We start from the raw sequence: 17326 nt of genomic DNA on the forward strand, positions 1-17326 counted from the left end.
GCTTTTCAAGGATTATTAGCTAAAATGGAATTATTGTATGGGGAAGGTGTGAAGACGCATGACGGAAGAACAAGGACAGCCGGCTCAGCCGGAAAAGAAAGAAAAGAAATCACTGTCGCTCAATGTCGTGAGCAGCAAACAACATAAAGGTTTTGGAGCGGGTACGATCGATTTGAGCGCCGTTTCTTGTGTAATCATTGATGACGGAGTTGCTTATATCGATGTAGGCGCAATGCATGCGAAGAGCAAGGTGGAACGCGGCATTAAGTTTACGCCGAACAAAGAAGATACGCCGAATGGCCGCCAATGCTGGATCGTATGGGTAGCCGTCGACCGCAATGAGGAAGGCTCTTTCTATGCAGGAGCGACCGCATGCGAGATGCTGATTGATTCGGAAGCGCGCCGCGGATGGAAAATTCTACCTGATCACGTGAACAAGCTCGACCAATCACTGAAGAGACGCTATAATCTGAGTGAGCTTGGCGAAGTGGAGAAGGGCGCACTACAGAAGCTGTTGGTTGAGCATAACCTAGAGTGGTGGGACCGCTCGCCTGAAGAGCTTAAGCAAGCCTTAAGCGTGTAGCTTCGGATTTCATGCCGGCAGGCGTTTAAGTTAGAAAAGAAAATAGTAGACGAGAGCCTCATCGTTCGTATTCATTTTACGAATGATGGGGTTTTGCGCGTGGATGGGGCGTTGTTTCGCGCTTGCGAAAATTATTTTTCGAATAGGTGCAGGGGAAAAGGGACGGGCACACGTCTATTAGGTTGGGAAGGAGGGGAGCGACATTCAAGAAGAGGATTGGATCAAGGCGGTACAGAAGGGCGGGCCCGAGCATTATGGCCCTTTCGTAACGGCCTATGGTCCTTATATATATAGAACGGTCTTCGCAGTGCTGCATTCGCCGCATGACGCGGAGGATATTACGCAGGAAGTGCTGCTGCAAATTTATCGCTCCCTCCCGGATTGCCGCTTGGAAGGGCTGAAGACGTGGATTTACCGCATAGCCGTCAATCGAGCAATTGATTTCAAGCGAAGCAAAGCGCGGCGGCCTGAGGAGCTGGCCGATAGCGAGGCGATGTCGGAAAAGCTGCAGGAAGAATTTGCAGCTAACCCGGCGGCCGAGCTGATAGCGATCGAGCAAGCAGATAGGCGGCAGATTCGCGAGCGCGTGGATGAAATGCCGAATAACTATCGCGAGGTTGTCGTTGCTTATTATATGGAAGACAAGTCGTATGAACAGATTTCTCTTGAAACGGGACTGGAGCGCAAAAGCGTGGAGTCCAGGCTTTACCGAGCTAGAAACTGGATGAAGCGCCATTGGCGGAGGGAGGATTTTGAATGAGGAATGATCATGTGTCACCGGTGCAAATGCTTGCTTACCTGAAGGATCGTCTGCCTGAGGCTGACCGCGAGCAAGTGGAGCGGGAGCTGACGGCTTGCGATGAATGCTTGCAATTGTTTATTGGCATGATGGAATCGGCCGAGAATGAGCCGTTGTCTTCGCAGCCTGACTTTGCGCAGATGGAGAGACGAGTTGTTGCACAGCTGATAAGCGAGCAAGAGCCGCTTGAGCAAGAAGGGAAAGCGGAGAAAGCAGGTCAAGCATCTCGGAAAAATTCTGCCCGCCTGCGTTTGTGGCTTCAGCATCCGGCTACCCATTATACGATCGCAGCTTCTATTACGCTGCTGCTGCTTGCCAGCGGAACCTTTGCCTCCTTCTCTCAAAAGCTGGCTCAGCTTGATTTGAGTGAACATGAGCAGGTAGCGGTCCCGCCGCCAGCTGTAGGCAGGCCTTCGATATCGTGGTCGGACAAAATCGTAGATCAAACCGGATCCTGGCTGGACGGTCTGAAAGCATCTCGCTTTAAATAAATGAAAATCGGAGAGGAATGAACCGACGATGAACAAAAGCCCATTAGTGGCATTTCTGCTTTCCTTTATTCCAGGCGCAGGACACGCCTATTTAGGAAGGCCGTTCCGTACTATTTTGTACGGGGGAGCGTTCTTTGGCCCCATAGGCTTATTAATAGTAATATCCATATTTAGCGGCTATGTTGAGGATGGGCTTGTCATGTTTCTGTTGTTTGTCGCCGCTATGTCGGGGATTATCAACATGGTTGATATGGTTTTTACGCTGCTGTTAGGGAAAAACTTGAACCCCTATCCTAATCCGCATCACCCATTCGACCAGCCGCCAGACCATTTTGGCCCAGGCTTTGTGCCTTTACAAATGGAGCATCAGCGGGAAAAAACAAGAACGATTATGTTCTCGCTTGTACCCGGACTTGGGCATATGAGCCTTGGATTAATGCAGCGCGGCATTACCATTCTCATTTCCTTTATTGGCTGGATGGCGATTGTTATCTTCTTGAGCGCAATCATTCACCGTGCCGAGATGCTTGTCTTTTTGTTTGTGCTGCCTGTGATTTGGATCTACAGCATGTTTGATGTGATCAGTCAGCTCCATGCCAAGCAGCGCGGAGAGCGGCTTGAGGACCGGGCTATCTTTGAGGACATGGAAACGTTTATCGGCTCCGGGAAAAAAAGCAAGGTACTGGCGATCGCTTTATCAATATTCCCAGGCGCAGGCCATCTGTATTTGGGCTTGCAGAAGCGAGGCTTGCAGCTCATGGGCGGCTTTCTCCTAGCTATCTTCATATTGGACAATATGCGCTTATCCCTGTTCTTTTTTCTACTGCCGCTGTTTTGGTGCTTTGCCTTTTTTGATGCGGTGCAGCAGACCTCCCGTTACGAGAATCAGACGCTTACCGATGAGCCTGTATTGACGCAGCTGGTTCCCTATCAGCGCTGGTTTGGCATTGGTTTGCTTGGTTTTGGGGTTTATTATTTGCTGGACCGGGTTGCAGCCGAGGTCACTTCACATTTTTCCAGGGAGCTTTACTCCCAGTACATGCAGGTCAAATATATGATTCCAACCGCGGTTGTTGCTTTTATTATGATTATTGTCGGTTTGCGGCTGGCCTTTGGAAGCAAGTCATCGGTGGGAGAGAGAAGGGGCAAACCGCCAGAGCTGCCTCCAACGCTCTTAGCCAAGCGTGAGGAGGAGCCTCGTTGAACAATGCCGGTATGACTACTAGCTTGGCAGATAACCGTCCGCTTGTTGTGAGAACCTGGCGCGTGGGCTCCATATCGATGGGCATTACGCTGCTTCTCATCGGTACCGCGCTTGCTGTATCGCTTTGGCAGGATTTTAATGCTTATGAGGTGCTGTTATGGGTCGCGCCCATCGTTTTCATCATGCTGGGTCTTGAGCTGCTGTTGTATCTTAAGTTTTCAAAAAGCGAAAAGGCGATCGTGCGCTACGATTGGCTGAGCGTCTTTTTTGTCGGAGTGATAGGTATGGCCAGTCTCGGGCTTGCTTTCTTAATGTCAACGGGTTTATACGATGAGCTGCAACGGGAACTGAAAATGACGCAGCGCTCCGCTTTTATCGAGACAAAGGCTGTGAAGGTGCCTGCTGGCATTGAGCAGATTAGCGTGCATGCGCTCTCTCAGGTGAAGATTTCCGAGGCGGACACGAAGGAACTGCAACTGCTCGGCCAAATTCGTTATTGGTCACCGGACAAGCTGGAGCGGCAGGATAACCGTATAATGAAAACCGAAATCGTTGGCACTACGATGTATGTGATGATTGGCTCGCCTGATCACAGAGATGGAGGTTTCGCCTCGGATCGGATAGAGATGCAGTTGACGCTGTCCGTGCCTAAAGGCCTCAAGGTCAACTTTGCTAATTTCTAGATTTCAGAGCTCATTATTAAGTAAAAGAGGCTTCCCCAACCAATCGGAACGAACCGCGATTGATTTGAGGAAAGCCTCTATTTGCATATCCATTGCTTATGCAGCACTGTTGATCGTTACCGTCGAAGTAGCTGAATTCCAATTCGTTTCTTTATTCAAGCTGTCAGCAATAAAACGAAGGGGTACGACTGTTCTTGCATTTAAGATCGTTGGTGCAGCTTCTAAGGTAACCGCCACTCCGTTTACGTAAGCTGTACTGCTTCCGATGGTCAGCACAATGATGCGATTATCCTTGATGGCTGTAATCGTTTTGGCGGCATTGTCCCATTTCAGATCGGCTCCTAAAGCTTCGAAAATTCCTCTAATGGGCACCAGCACTCTTCCACTGCGAATCAAGGGTTCTTGTTGGCTGAAATTGACTTTGGTGCCGTCAATGATGACGGAGATTTCTTTATCAGTAGGCAAGGCTGTAACTGTCAGGTCCAACTGCGTTTGCAGGTTATTCAGTCTATTCAGCGCAAACGTCATTAATGAGCCGGCGGCCATGTTTCCCATACCATTTCCTTGTCCTGCTGCGCCGCCATTTGCCCCAGGGGCAGCCCCAGCAGGTGGTTCAGTTGGCTGCTGGCTATTGTCTGGACGCGTAGGAGGGGGGCCTTCTGTCCCTGTAGGAGGCGTTTGGCCATCTGCAGGCGCGCTGCCGCCCATGCCTCCTACATTGCTTTCTTCCACAGAGGAATAAGCAATATTCGATTCGAACTGCTCCATCGTATAAAACTTGGTGGGATCGGCTTGTACACTTGGTCTAATTAGATCAGAGAGCTCCGTGATGCGGTTCTCGATGCCTTCCAAATAGTCAACGAGTTCGGTGACGTAAGTCAAGTATTGCTCTTTGTACTCATCAACCTTTAACAAGTTATTGATCAAAGGTACGCTTTCCATGTTAATGCCTAGCACCGGCACATCCACGGATGCGGTTGCTGCATTGGTATTAACTGTGCTGCCTGTTGCTGAAGAGGTGCCTCGTCCACCTCCAGAATAGCCGTTAAAAGACATATTAAAATCCCATGGCAGTACAGAATATTTGCCGCTTGCATCGCCATACAGCATGAAGTTATGGCCTTTATCGCCGTTATAGCTGTCATAGTTGCCTAGCACGGCGTTTGCCGCGATATATTTTAAACCGGTGCTTACATCAAGGACATCTTCAATATCACCCTTCTGGCCATCAGGCATAGCGTTTAATACGCTGATAAATTTTTTAAGCGAGGCTTTCTCATCCTCCGTGCCTAACTCGTAAGTAAGGGAATCATAGGAGCTGTTCTCTGCATACTGGAGGTAGCTTTTCTCATCCGTATCATAGAGCACGCCATCTTCATAACCCTCTCCGAAATTTCTTTCCATATAGCTATCATCAATAGCTTCTACACCTACATAAAAGCCGTACAATTCGCCGTTAATATAAAGATTGGTGAATACTGTAAGCGGGGCATCAAGTCCAATTGCGCGCAAAGCCTCATAATGCAAATACTCGCGCAGGAACGATGGATCGGCGTAGCTGTTGTTTAGCACCATTTTGTCCAGGCCGAGCAAGGTTTGTGATTTGTCGTATTTATCAAATTTTAAGCGAAAGCTGTAACGATCGGAATCGGTCATGCTTGCAACAGCATTGAGTGTTAGGTTCCCCTTTGTAGAGAAGCCGACGTTATTGACTACATTGCCATCTACTTCAACGGTAACGTTTTTATACTCTTTATCGAGAGGGCTCTCCAATATGCTCTTCCAATCCTCGTCGCCAATCGTCACATTTACATCAATCATTTGGTCTCCCTCAAATAAGGATTCGTAAGGCTGGGCTACCCCTTGCTCTGCGGCCCATGCGGTAGAGCCGCTGCTTGCTGTGCTGAATGTGAAGAGGACTGCTGCAATCATGAACGCTATTGCTGAAAGGGTACATTTTTTAAATAACTGATGAACGGTCATGTGTTGATTATTCCTCCTTGTTGATCAGATTTAAATCCTTCATTCAGTCTAATTGTTGGAAGTTAGCCTAACCTTAATCGAAATTGAAAGTTCACTGAATGTATGCCCATAGCTAGAAAGAGGAAGAGTGAGCGCGCTCTATTTAGCTACAAAAATAAAAGCCTTCAACTCCGCATTTTCGCGGTTTTGAAGGCTTTATTGCTGAAAGTGCGCAATGGATGGCTCAGCAGCGTGTGACAGAGTTGCTAAATGAGTTACTGATTTTATAGATGGGCGGTAGGCTTCAAGCGATTCATCACATGATCCAGTGGAGCGAGAAGCTGAAAAGAGCCGCGAAGGGGTACGTAACCAAGCCTGCGGTTGATGCTGAGAATGGGCTGGTTGGTTGAGTCATTATCTGTCCGAATATACGCAGCTTGCTGGCTTGTCGCCAGTTGTATGGCTTTTATTTTAAGCGCTAAGGCTACTTTCTTGCCCCGATAGGCTCGGCTTACGCCAGTATATTCATGATACATGCCGTTGGTTTGCTGATTATGCAGGACATTTGTTACCCCGATATAGGAATCGCCGTCTGCTGCTATGATGACACGCTCAGGTGCGTAGCCATCTACCCTCAAATACCATTTGAGCCATTCGGAGAACACGGGCACCTCTCCTAGAAATCCAGGAATATCCACTAAGGTTTCCTTATAGAGACCATACAGCTTGAGTTCGCTTTCCTCACTGGGAGCATCGGCCAGCGTTAGCAACCGCAGGTTGCCCATCTCAGGCATAGCGGGAACCTCATACGTATGATCCAGCTTCAGCATGGATTGGAAAGCATGCCTTTCTGTAATAAACCCCCGATTATGGGCAAAACGAACCGAAGCGGGCTGATCATCCCATGCTTCTGTAATCAATGCAGAGGCCCCTATTTGCAAGGCCCACTGTCCAATATGCTGTAGCAATAGCTGTCCGATCCCCTGAGTACGGTAAGTCTCCTTCACCACGAGTGTATTGCAGAGATACCCAGGCTCAGTCCATGGGGCTCTCCATGACCACGCATAACCTGCGATTTCCCCTTCGGCAGTCACGGCAACCTTGCGCTCCCGGTCATAACCGGCGAGCAGCCCGTTATCGTCCATGTAAGTGTGCCCTACTTCATAGAGCTTCTGATCTGCCTCAAGGAGGCTTTGCGCGGTAGTGGGCTCCGACCAAACCTGATTGAGCAGCTCGGCAAGCTGTTCGTAATCATCCGGTAGCTGGAGCGAACGAATCGTTATCGACATTGGAAATACCTCATTTTCATGGAATTTTATATAAAGAGAATTTATGCTGATCTTTTTTCATTTGTCTTAGAGGGTGGTGAGTATAGAAAGGTTATGAATTAGCTGGATTTTTTCCTGTTAAATGCTCGTTATTCGCTTGGCACATGAAATAGCGGGAATTGTTCCTGTTAATTCAACCGATTTGCTCCATTTTCATCATGCCATATGGAATTAACGGGAGAAAATCATGCTAAATGTCTAAAAATCTCAAAATCTCTTAAAATAACGGGACAAATTCCTGTTAATTTTCATAGAGAGAACTTTTATTAACAAAGTCGATCCAAAACCGTTCTTACAAGCGCCTTGAAAAAAAGAACAAGCAGGATCTTTCATCTTGTTGGAGATGAAGCTGATATTGGATCAGATTCTTTTATATAGCTTGATTATGTCATGGAAGAATAGAGGGAATAAAGGTAAAGTTTGACTATAGTAGATATAGCCCGTAAGGAGGTTGAAAAGGACCATGCCATCCCTGACTTTCGAGAGGCATCTTCTACATAGGAATATAGCTATGTTCTGACGTAACAAAAAAAAGACAGAACCCCAAGTAGATAACTCTACTTGAGGTTCTGCCTATGATGGTTGCTGTTTAGGAAGCAACAGCGTTGTAAGTCATGATCCAGATAGATCCGGCGACGATTGTCAGCAAGATGACGAGGCCGAAAATAAGCGCCATAAGATTGAAGCGAGGCTTCTCTTCATCACGGATATGCATGAAGAAGATAAGCTGAACGGCGAACTGCAGAACCGCCGTAATAAGAATGAGTAAAGTTGTAGCCGTCTTGCTTAGCAAATCATTCATGACGACAACAAGCGGAATGATCGTCAGGATGATGGAGAAGAGGAAGCCGATGACGTAGGACTTCATCGACCCGCCGTGTGCGTCATGCGCGTTCGCGTTATGATTTTCCATCCTACATCACCCCCATCAAGTAAACGATTGAGAATACAAAGATCCATACGACGTCCAAGAAATGCCAGTACAGGCTGATGATGCTTACTTTGCGCTTCGTTACCGGCGTAATGCCGCGGCGGCTAAGCTGCAGGATCAAAGCGACCATCCAGACAAGACCAACGGAAACGTGAAGTCCGTGAGTGCCGACGAGTACGAAGAAGGCTGACCAGTATGCGCTGGTTCCGATATTTGCGCCTTCGTGTACTAAGTGCATAAACTCGTTGACTTCAAGAAAAACGAAGGATGCGCCAAGCACAGCTGTTATGGCGAGCCATAAGATGAGGCCGCGCTTGTTTCCTTTGTTCATTTCGAGAACGGCAATGCCGCTCGTGAAGCTGCTTGTAAGCAAGATGAATGTGGAAATAATAATGCCGTTCATCTCCAGCAGCTCCGCGCCTGTCGGTCCGCCGTCTGTATTCAGACGAAGGACCACATAGGTAGCGAATAACGTACCGAATAAGATAACGTCGGTTATAAGAAATAGCCAGAAGCCAAATGTCTTTAATGATTCTTGATCATGATGGTCATCATGGTGACCGCCGCCGTGACCGGCTCCGTGTCCGCCATGCGCCCCTGCCGGGGTAGAAACTGCATGTGCCATTATTTTGTCCCCCTTAAAGCGGCTTCCGTACGTTCAATCTCATCCACCGGAATGTAATAGTCGGTATCGTAAGAGAAGGAACGAACAAGCATACATATGGCTACGCCGATCAGACCCGGAATGGCCATCCACAGCCAATCCCATACGAAGCCAAAGCCTGCGGTAAACCAGCAGAGCGACATAATGAACGGGATACCGGAGTTTTTCGGCATATGAATCGGCTCAAGCGGTACCAAAGGCTTGGCAGGCTGGCCGTTTGCAATGCGTTGTTTCTCTTCCCACCACTCGTCTTGGCTTGTCACTTGCGGCAAGCGCGCGAAGTTGTATAGCGGTGCTGGCGATGGAATCGACCATTCTAGCGTGCGGCCATCCCAAGCATCGCCGTCTTTTTCTTTCTTGTAGAACTTGATGCTGTGCGCGATTTGCCACACTTGGAAAATAAACGCGATACCCATTAAGAATGCACCAACCGTCGATACGACGTTAAGCGGCTGCCAGCCCATATCGAAGTCATAGGCGTTGAAGCGGCGCGTCATACCCATTAGGCCAAGCGCGTATTGCGGCATGAAGCAGACGTAGAAACCAATGTTCCAGAACCAGAATGCCCATTTTCCAAGGCCTTCATGCAAACGGAACCCGAACATTTTTGGCCACCAGTAGTAAAGGCCGGCGAAATAACCGAACACTACGCCACCGATCAGCACCTGATGGAAATGCGCAATTAGGAAGTAGCTGTTATGGAACTGGAAGTCAGCAGGTGCTACTGATAAGAGCACCCCGGTCATGCCCCCGACGACAAAACATGGGATGAACGCGATTGTCCACATCATCGGAGTCGTAAACTTGATCCTTCCTCGATACATGGTAAAGAGCCAGTTGAACACCTTGACCCCGGTCGGTATCGCAATAAGCATCGTCGTTAAAGCGAAGAATGCATTGACGTTTGCGCCGGAACCCATCGTGAAGAAGTGATGCGCCCAAGTAAAGAACGAGAAGAAGCTGATGGACATCAGGGCGAATACCATCGACTTGTAACCGAACAGCTTTTTCTTCGAGAACGCGGATACGACCTCGGAGAAAATCCCGAATGCGGGCAAAATAACGATATAGACCTCGGGATGTCCCCACATCCAGATGAGGTTGATATACATCATCGGATTACCGCCGCCGTCGAGCGTAAAGAAGTGCGCGCCCAGATAGCGGTCAATGAATAACAGGAACAAAGTAACGGTCAAAATCGGAAATGCGAACATAATTGTGATACATGATGATAGTACCGACCAAACGAACATCGGCATTTGCATCAGTTTCATGCCTGGTGCACGCATTTTTAGAATCGTAACGACAAAGTTGATCCCTGTTGCCAAGGAGCCGATACCGGAGATTTGAATCCCCCAAATATAGAAGTCCTGCCCAAGGCCCGGACTGCCTGAGAGCTCGGAGAGCGGCGGATAAGCCAGCCAACCTGCATCGGGAGAACCGCCGATAATAAATGAAACGTTAAACAGCATCGCCCCGAAGAAGAACATCCAGAAGCTTAGGGAGTTCAGGAACGGGAATGCAACGTCGCGCGCGCCAATTTGCAGCGGAACGACGATATTGAATAAGCCGAACATCAGCGGCATGGCCATGAACAAGATCATGATTACGCCATGCGTAGTAAATATCTGGTTATAGTGTTCCGGGACTAGAAATTCAAGCTCCGGAGCGGCAAGCTGTACCCGCATAAGCAGCGCATCGACGCCACCGCGGAAGAGCATGAGGATAGACGCGATAATATACATGATACCGATTTTTTTGTGATCGACGCTTGTCAGCCATTCCGTCCAAAGCCAGCGCCATTTCTTGAAAAAAGTGAGCGCGAAAATGATCGCGACAATCGACAACCCGATGGATACCTGAGCCCCTAAAATAAGCGGATCGCCAGTAACGAAAAATTCGGATGCGAATTCTTTAATTTTGTCTAACATGAGGGGTCCTCCTAAAAGTTTGTGGAACAAACTCGCTTCAAAAGCCTTCGCTTGTTAATGGGCTAATGACCCGCATGGTTATGAGCATTAGAGTTCGTAATGCTGGCCGTGTGATCATGTGACTCAGTCGTATCCGCAGGAGTCGCTTCTTCATCAGCAGCTGCTGCCGGCTCGGTCGTACCGCCGCCATGGTTATGATGAGCACCGCCGTCGCCGTTCACATATTGCGTTACGATTTTATTAAATAATCCTTCTGGGAAGCTGGAGAATAACTGCACGTCAGACGTGCTTGGCTCAGTCAACTGCTCGAAGCCTTCCATGGTGAGCGCAGGAGACGTTGCTTTAACCTCTGCAATCCATGCTTTGTATTCTTCCTCAGAGGTTGCATCGACCTTAAAGGTCATTTTTGCAAAATCTTTACCGGTAAAGTTCGCTCCAGAGCCGTAATAGCTGCCTTGCTCATCTGCTTGAAGGTACAAGGTCATGGCCATTCCTGACATGGAGTAGATTTGACCGCCAAGCTGCGGAACCCAGAAGGAGTTCATAGCTGTATCGGATGTTAATTGGAACTTCACAGGCACATCTTCCGGAATCTTAATGTAGTTGACCGTCGCGATATCCTCATCGGGATATTTGAACAGCCATTTCCAGTCGAGCGAAGTTACTTGGATCGTAATCGGCGCCTTAGCCGACTCGATCGGCTTGGAGGGCTCAAGCGCATACGTGTATTTAACAGTGACGATTGCAAGGATCAGAATTGCTACAATCGGAATGCTCCACCAAGTGATCTCCAGCTTCGTGCTATGCTCCCAGTTGGGTTTATAGGAAGCCGTGCTGCCTTTTTTATCGCGGTACCGCCAGACGATGACTGCGGTCAGGATGAGTACAGGCACGATGATAACCGCACATAGAATGGTTGAAAAATAAATCAAATCTTTCTGAGACTCGCCGATTGGCCCTTTCGGATCGAGCACAATGAATTGCTCGCCGCAGCCGGAAAGCATAACGGCCATTAGCATAATAAGAACGGGTGTCAGCATACGAAGATACGGTCTCATCATCAGTTCAACTCCTCAAAATTACTGCTTACGATTACAATAGCAGATACTTCGACGAATAACTGCGGGGTTAACAATTACGTCAAGAATTCGTCTTTTTTCTGTAATAGAAAGTTCACGGCTTAGACAACTGTTACATTTAGGAACTTGGCGGTTTGGATTCTTCTTCTAATAGATACCCATAAAAAACGAAATTGCCTCATTACAAGGAAGAGGTGGGCTTGTCTACGCTTGAAATACGCCGCGCCGCCAAAGGACGCCGTCAGGCGTTTCACCTTGGCATAAGAAAATAGACACCCCCGTCCAGGTCAATGACCCTTTAGGGCTGTCTATTTGCTTCTAACAATGGGATTGCTGTTTAAAGCTTAAAGTTCGCTTTGATCGTTTTGCAGCTGGTCTTGAACTCGGCGTGCGTGGACAAGTCCGATCGCTGTGCCGATGACATAAATATGAACGCTGCCGATTAGGAACCCGATGCCAACCATAAGGCCGACATTTTGATCGCTGAAATGGCTTAAGTTAACTAGACTGAGCAAAACGCCGATGGCAAGAACGACCCAAGCGATGGCTGTCATTGCCTTGACAAGACGCTTGACATCTGATTTTAAAGGCTGAACTTGGCTAATTGTTGCTGTTTTCGTTGTCATATTGAACACTCCCGGTCAATTGTAAGTGTTTTCTTATGTTTACTATACCACAACTTCAAGCTTTTGTTCAAAGAAAATTCACTTTTTGATCATAAATCGGACAAAAATGTGCAAAGGCCTTTGCGAATGTCTATCCGACGTCTACAACCTGAGATCGACCGACGGCGCTTAGCCGTCCAGTTAGTCTGTCCACCAACGCTTCAAGTCACTCCACCAGGAGTGCCGTCCCGCTGCTTTGGCCCCATCCTTGGTCTCGCCGTTCTCTTCTGCGGAGGCAGGCTCGCCGCAAACCTCGGTGGGCTCGGTTCCGGCAAGGAAGGATTCCAGCTTTCTGTTCGGACAGCTGCCTTCAGCAAGCTTGCCGCTTGTCGGGTCGATATATACATTTACCACACCTTCAGGAATTGGAAACATCTTTGGCGGGATTGCAGCCAGCGCACCCTCTGTAAACTTGGCGAACATCGGCGCGGCGCGGTAAGCTTCTGCGACGGTAAGCTTCCGATCCTTGTCGTAGCCTACCCATACGGCTGTGGCAAGCTCGGGCGTGTAACCGACCAGCCAAGCATCCGTTGGCGTCGTACCGGTTTTACCGGCGACTGGGCGTTTAATAATAGAAGATACTCGGAAGGCAGTTCCGCCTTCTTCGAATACGCTCTGCATTAAACTGGTCATCACATAAGCCTCAGCCGAGGTTAACGCCTGTTCGGATTTTCGTTCCGCTTCATATAATACTTGGCCTTTGCGGTCTTCGATTCGCAAGATCGCAATGGGTTCGACATGGACACCTCCGTTTGCAAACGTACCGAATGCCGATGCCATCTCAAATGGGCTGATCGGGAAAGTGCCGAGCGCCAGCGACGGCACCGGCTTCATAGGGCTGTCTATGCCAAGCTTCTTGGCTGTCTCGATGACTTTGTCCGCGCCGACGGTCATGATGGTGTTCACGGCATATATGTTGTCTGAGCTTGCTATCGCTTGGCGCATGCCAATTAGCTCGTTTAAGTATTTATCTCCGTAATTATGCGGTTCATAGTTTTTGCGTCCTTCGTCGTAAGTAAATACGGTAGGCTCGCTCTTAAAGCGGGATATCGGCGTCATGAAGCCGCTTTGCAGAGCCGTTAGATATAGGAACGGTTTAAAGGATGAGCCAGGCTGGCGCGTTTTGGCAAATACGCGGTTGTACTGGTTCTTCTTGTAATTCCTACCGCCCACCATCGCTTTAATATACCCGTTGCGAGGATCAATGGCGATTAGCGCCGCCTGCTGCTCGGAGCTCTCGGGGATGCCTTCCGCAAGCACCTCTTCCGCTTTCGACTGGGCAGCAGGATCAAGCGTGGTGTAGATGGTGATGCCGCCCTCGTTCAGCAACTGCTCCTGAATGCCAAGCTTGTCCACAGCGATATAACGAATGTAATCCCGGAAATAAGGGGCAAAGCCCTCTTGTTCGCCGGAACCCAGCGATTGAAAATGAAGAACCTCCGCATAGGCGGCATCCGCCTGCTCCGCCGTGATGGAACCACCCTCCAGCATCGCTTGCAAGATCGTCAGTTGGCGGTCCTTTGCATTTTTCATATTCAAATAAGGGGAATAATATTTAGGCCCCTTCGGAATGCCGGCCAGCATGGCGCTTTCAGCAAGCGAAAGCTCGGAGGCATGTTTGTTGAAATACATCATGGCTGCGGCTTCAATGCCATAGGAGCCATGGCCGTAATAAATTTGATTCAGGTACATGCCAAGAATCTCGTCTTTGGAATAACGCATCTCGAGCTGAACGGTGTACATGGCTTCCTTCATCTTGCGCTGCCAGGTTCGCTCATGCGTCAGATAAAGATTGCGTGCCAGCTGCTGCGTGAGCGTACTAGCTCCTTGGCGTGCCGAGAAGCTTTGAACATTCACCATAACGGCGCGTGCCATACCCTTCATATCAAAGCCGCGATGATCATAAAAGCGTCGATCCTCAATGGCGATGGTGGCTTCAATCACATGGTGGGATATATCTGAGAGCTGTACCGAACGACGGTTTTCTCCCGCATGGAACGTATCAATGACATTGCCTTGCAAATCGACCATTTGCGAGGTTTGGCTAATGGCGGCTACAGGCAGCGATTGTGTACGAAGGTAGATAAGCGTACCTGCCATGACCAGCAAAAATATAATAACGGTAGCGGCGCCCCATCGCAGCCAATTTTTCATTCTCATCAAGTAGGGGAGGAACCGTTCCGCGATGATAGGGAAGACGGGTTGGCGGCGCGGTTTCCCTTGCCGATTGGAAGGCTTATTCATGGAGCAGGCTCCCTTCGATGCATAGCTTCGCTTTTCCTTAGTATGGAAAAACAAAGAGCAACCTATTCATGAGCCAAGCCCATTCGTATAAATATTTGTTTGATTACGTTAGAAAATAGAACGTAATCGAAGCGAATGGTGAAAGCCAGTGCTGTGCACTGAGAACAGCGTCAGCATGTCTTTGTCCGTAACTCTTGTCCGCCAAAGGCGAGGTCAAAATAATACACGAAAATGCGTATGAAACCTATACCGTCAAGTAGGAAGCCGGTTGCTACAATAACTATGTAGCAAGAAACACTACGGGGCGATTCATGGAAACAGGGATACGCAGACCGAAAAGAGGATGGTATACATGGAAACTTATTTAATGAAACAAAGAGAGATATTACTGAATGAATCCTATGACGTCATCGTTGTCGGCGGCGGGCCGGCAGGGTGCACGGCAGCGGCAGCCGCTGCTCGCGAAGGCGCGCGCACGCTTTTAATTGAAGGCACGGGAAGTCTTGGCGGGATGGGCACTTCCGGCCTTGTCCCTGCTTGGTGTCCATTTTCCGACAAGGAGAAGATGGTCTATCGGGGCCTTGCCGCCCGCGTCTTCGAAACCTTAAAGGCTCAGATGCCTCATGTCAGGCCGGATGCGATGGACTGGGTCCCGATCGATCCGGAGAAGCTCAAAGTGGTGTATGACGATCTCGTTACAGAGGCCGGAGCAGACGTATTATTCCTGACCTCGCTCGCGCAAGTGGAGACAGATGACGAAGGCAATATCAAGGCTTTGGTCGTGCTCAACAAGAGCGGATTGCAGGCATTCCGCGCGGCGGTCTATATCGATTGCACAGGCGATGGCGATGTCGCGGCCTGGGCGGGCGCCGAGTATAACAAGGGAGACGAGGTGACGGGCGACCTTCAGCCTGCCACACATTGCTTCATTCTTGGCAATGTGGACGAGTATGCCTATTTGAACGGGCAAATGCTCTACGCCGGCAACCCGCAAAGCCCGATTCACGAAGTCGTCAAATCGGGAAATTACCCGTTGATCCCGGATACCCATTTGTGCAACAATCTCGTCGCCCCTCGCGCGGTTGGATTCAACGCCGGCCATCTCTGGGGTGTGGATAATACGGATTCGCAATCGGTGTCCCGCGCATTGATTCAGGGCCGTCGCATGGCTGCCGCTTACCGGGATATGCTGGCTGTCGAGCATCCGGCTGGCTTTAGCAACGCCTACATTATGAGTACGGGAACATTGATGGGTACGCGCGAATCACGCCGCATTACCGGCGACTATACCCTTACGGTAGAGGATTACGTCGAGCGCAGAAGCTTCGAGGATGAGATTTGCCGCAATAGTTATTTCATCGACGTGCACGGAACGGAGAAAGAACAGAAGAGCGGCAATACGCCTAGCATTGAATTGTACGGTCCAGGCGAATCGCACGGCATTCCTTACCGTTGTCTTACGCCACGCGGTCTGCGCAACGTACTCGTAGCCGGCCGTTCGATCTCATGCGAGCGCAAGGTGCTCGGCAGTGTGCGTGTCATGCCGGTATGCCTAGCGATGGGCGAGGCAGCTGGACTCGCAGCAGCTATGGCGGCCTCGGGCAATCAAGGGGACGTTCATGCGGTTGACGTACATGTTCTGAGAGACCGCTTGCGCGAAGAAGGTGCTTATTTGCCTAAATTTCCGGCTGAGACAACTCCATTTACTATAGCTTAAACAGAAACAAGCGCTGTTTCGAAATGCTACCACGATTGCTTTTGCTTGTAATTAACGATAGGAAGGGAGTGCCCCATGATAAACGAACAAGCCGAACTTCGGAAAGCGGCATCCGTACCCCCAAGAACCTATTGGAATCGCAAGCGCCGCGAGACGCTTGCCGGCTGGCTTTTCATTGCCCCCGAGGCGCTCGGCATGCTGCTGCTGGCGGTGTTTCCACTTGGATTCAGCCTGTTTCTGAGCCTGACCGAATGGAATCTCATCGGCGGTCTGTCTGCCATTAACTATATTGGGTTAGATAATTTTATAGAGTTGTTTCGAGACAATTTATTTCTTCGCGCCCTGAAAAATAATTTGCTGTTCGCGCTGGGTACAGTGCCGATAACGATGCTGCTGGGCGTTATTATGGCGGGGCTGATTCATAAGAAGCTATATGCGAAGAGTTATTTTAAAGTGGCTTTTTTCGTGCCTTATATTTGTTCCACAGTTGCGGTCGCAGCCGTCTGGTCGGCACTTTATCACCCGTCGAAAGGACCGCTGAACCAGTTTCTTATACAACTTGGCCTGTCCGATCCCCCTCGCTGGCTTGTCGATACAAGCTTCTCGCTGATTGCGATCATGATTATCTATATTTGGCAGCTAATGGGGTATCAGATCATTATCTTCTTGGCAGGCATGACGAATATTCCGGATGAGCTGTACGAGGCCGCGAGAATCGACGGAGCGAACGGCACCCAGCAGTTCAGACTGATCACCCTGCCGCTGCTGGCGCCAACAACCTTCTTCTTAGCGATAACAAGCACAATCTCTTCCTTTAAGGTGTTCGACATGATTAAGTTCCTAACCAATGGCGGTCCCGTTCATTCCAGTACGGTCATCGTGTATCAAATTTACGAGGAAGGCTTTAAGAATTTCAGAATGGGTTATGCTTCAGCGATGTCTTGGATGCTGTTCCTGCTCATTCTCCTCGTCACTTCGATCACTTGGATGTCGCAAAGCAAGAAGGTTCATGCTTGACCTATTGAGACTTAATGGAGGCCCGCTG

General features: G+C 49.3%; 15 protein-coding genes. 7 read left to right on the plus strand and 8 right to left on the minus strand.

Translation table 11 applies throughout. The features are described 5' to 3' along the window. Nucleotides 1–58: 58 nt before the first annotated feature. From FJQ58_RS01460 to FJQ58_RS01480, 5 genes are all read left to right on the plus strand, one after another. Entirely contained in the window at nt 59–583 is a 525-nt protein-coding gene (locus tag FJQ58_RS01460) for a YwhD family protein (RefSeq protein WP_139990674.1), read from the plus strand. Nucleotides 584–803: 220 nt separating this feature from the next. Continuing rightward, on the plus strand, nt 804–1343 hold the full coding sequence (locus FJQ58_RS01465; RefSeq protein ID WP_139990675.1) for a sigma-70 family RNA polymerase sigma factor: 540 nt from the start codon (nt 804–806) through the stop codon (nt 1341–1343). Beyond that, nucleotides 1340–1873 (plus strand): anti-sigma factor, encoded by a 534-nt coding sequence (locus FJQ58_RS01470; RefSeq protein WP_139990676.1) that lies wholly within the window; start codon nt 1340–1342, stop codon nt 1871–1873. The genes FJQ58_RS01465 and FJQ58_RS01470 overlap by 4 nt, the downstream gene beginning before the upstream one ends. A gap of 28 nt (nt 1874–1901) precedes the next feature. Continuing rightward, nucleotides 1902–3077: a hypothetical protein gene (locus FJQ58_RS01475; RefSeq protein WP_139990677.1), complete on the plus strand. Its 1176-nt coding sequence runs from the start codon at nt 1902–1904 to the stop codon at nt 3075–3077. Next, nucleotides 3074–3760 carry a hypothetical protein gene (locus FJQ58_RS01480; RefSeq protein WP_139990678.1) on the plus strand — a complete coding sequence of 229 codons (687 nt, stop codon included), beginning with the start codon at nt 3074–3076 and terminating at the stop codon, nt 3758–3760. The genes FJQ58_RS01475 and FJQ58_RS01480 overlap by 4 nt, the downstream gene beginning before the upstream one ends. Nucleotides 3761–3856: 96 nt before the next feature. Here FJQ58_RS01480 and FJQ58_RS01485 read toward each other — a convergent pair whose 3' ends face one another. The 8 genes from FJQ58_RS01485 to FJQ58_RS01520 form a co-directional block, all read right to left on the minus strand. Next, nucleotides 3857–5743: a CotH kinase family protein gene (locus tag FJQ58_RS01485; RefSeq protein ID WP_238403701.1), complete on the minus strand. Its 1887-nt coding sequence runs from the start codon at nt 5741–5743 to the stop codon at nt 3857–3859. Between the two features lie 263 nt (nt 5744–6006). Beyond that, nucleotides 6007–7011, minus strand: coding sequence for a GNAT family N-acetyltransferase (locus FJQ58_RS01490; RefSeq protein ID WP_139990679.1), 1005 nt, complete (start codon nt 7009–7011; stop codon nt 6007–6009). Between the two features lie 628 nt (nt 7012–7639). After that, entirely contained in the window at nt 7640–7963 is a 324-nt protein-coding gene (cyoD, locus tag FJQ58_RS01495; protein ID WP_139990680.1) for a cytochrome o ubiquinol oxidase subunit IV, read from the minus strand. Nucleotide 7964: 1 nt separating this feature from the next. After that, nucleotides 7965–8606: a cytochrome o ubiquinol oxidase subunit III gene (gene cyoC / locus FJQ58_RS01500; protein WP_139990681.1), complete on the minus strand. Its 642-nt coding sequence runs from the start codon at nt 8604–8606 to the stop codon at nt 7965–7967. Then, complete coding sequence (locus FJQ58_RS01505) at nt 8606–10576, minus strand: cbb3-type cytochrome c oxidase subunit I (RefSeq protein WP_139990682.1); 1971 nt, start codon at nt 10574–10576, stop codon at nt 8606–8608. The genes cyoC and FJQ58_RS01505 overlap by 1 nt, the downstream gene beginning before the upstream one ends. A 62-nt stretch (nt 10577–10638) precedes the next feature. Next, the gene (cyoA, locus tag FJQ58_RS01510; protein ID WP_238403703.1) at nt 10639–11637 is read right to left on the minus strand and encodes a ubiquinol oxidase subunit II; all 999 of its coding nucleotides are present in this window, start codon (nt 11635–11637) and stop codon (nt 10639–10641) included. Between the two features lie 362 nt (nt 11638–11999). Then, nucleotides 12000–12281 carry a hypothetical protein gene (locus tag FJQ58_RS01515; RefSeq protein WP_139990683.1) on the minus strand — a complete coding sequence of 94 codons (282 nt, stop codon included), beginning with the start codon at nt 12279–12281 and terminating at the stop codon, nt 12000–12002. A gap of 180 nt (nt 12282–12461) precedes the next feature. Then, the gene (locus FJQ58_RS01520) at nt 12462–14564 is read right to left on the minus strand and encodes a transglycosylase domain-containing protein (RefSeq protein WP_139990684.1); all 2103 of its coding nucleotides are present in this window, start codon (nt 14562–14564) and stop codon (nt 12462–12464) included. 352 nt (nt 14565–14916) lie between these two features. On the opposite strand from FJQ58_RS01520, the gene FJQ58_RS01525 reads away from it, so the two are divergent. Together FJQ58_RS01525 and FJQ58_RS01530 are read left to right on the plus strand one after the other, a co-directional pair. Continuing rightward, nucleotides 14917–16281, plus strand: coding sequence for an FAD-dependent oxidoreductase (locus FJQ58_RS01525; protein WP_139990685.1), 1365 nt, complete (start codon nt 14917–14919; stop codon nt 16279–16281). Between the two features lie 75 nt (nt 16282–16356). Next, entirely contained in the window at nt 16357–17298 is a 942-nt protein-coding gene (locus FJQ58_RS01530; protein ID WP_139990686.1) for a carbohydrate ABC transporter permease, read from the plus strand. Nucleotides 17299–17326 lie beyond the last annotated feature (28 nt).

Origin of the sequence: Paenibacillus paridis, from assembly GCF_006345825.1 — a bacterium.
Taxonomy (GTDB): Bacteria; Bacillota; Bacilli; order Paenibacillales; family Paenibacillaceae; genus Pristimantibacillus; species Pristimantibacillus paridis.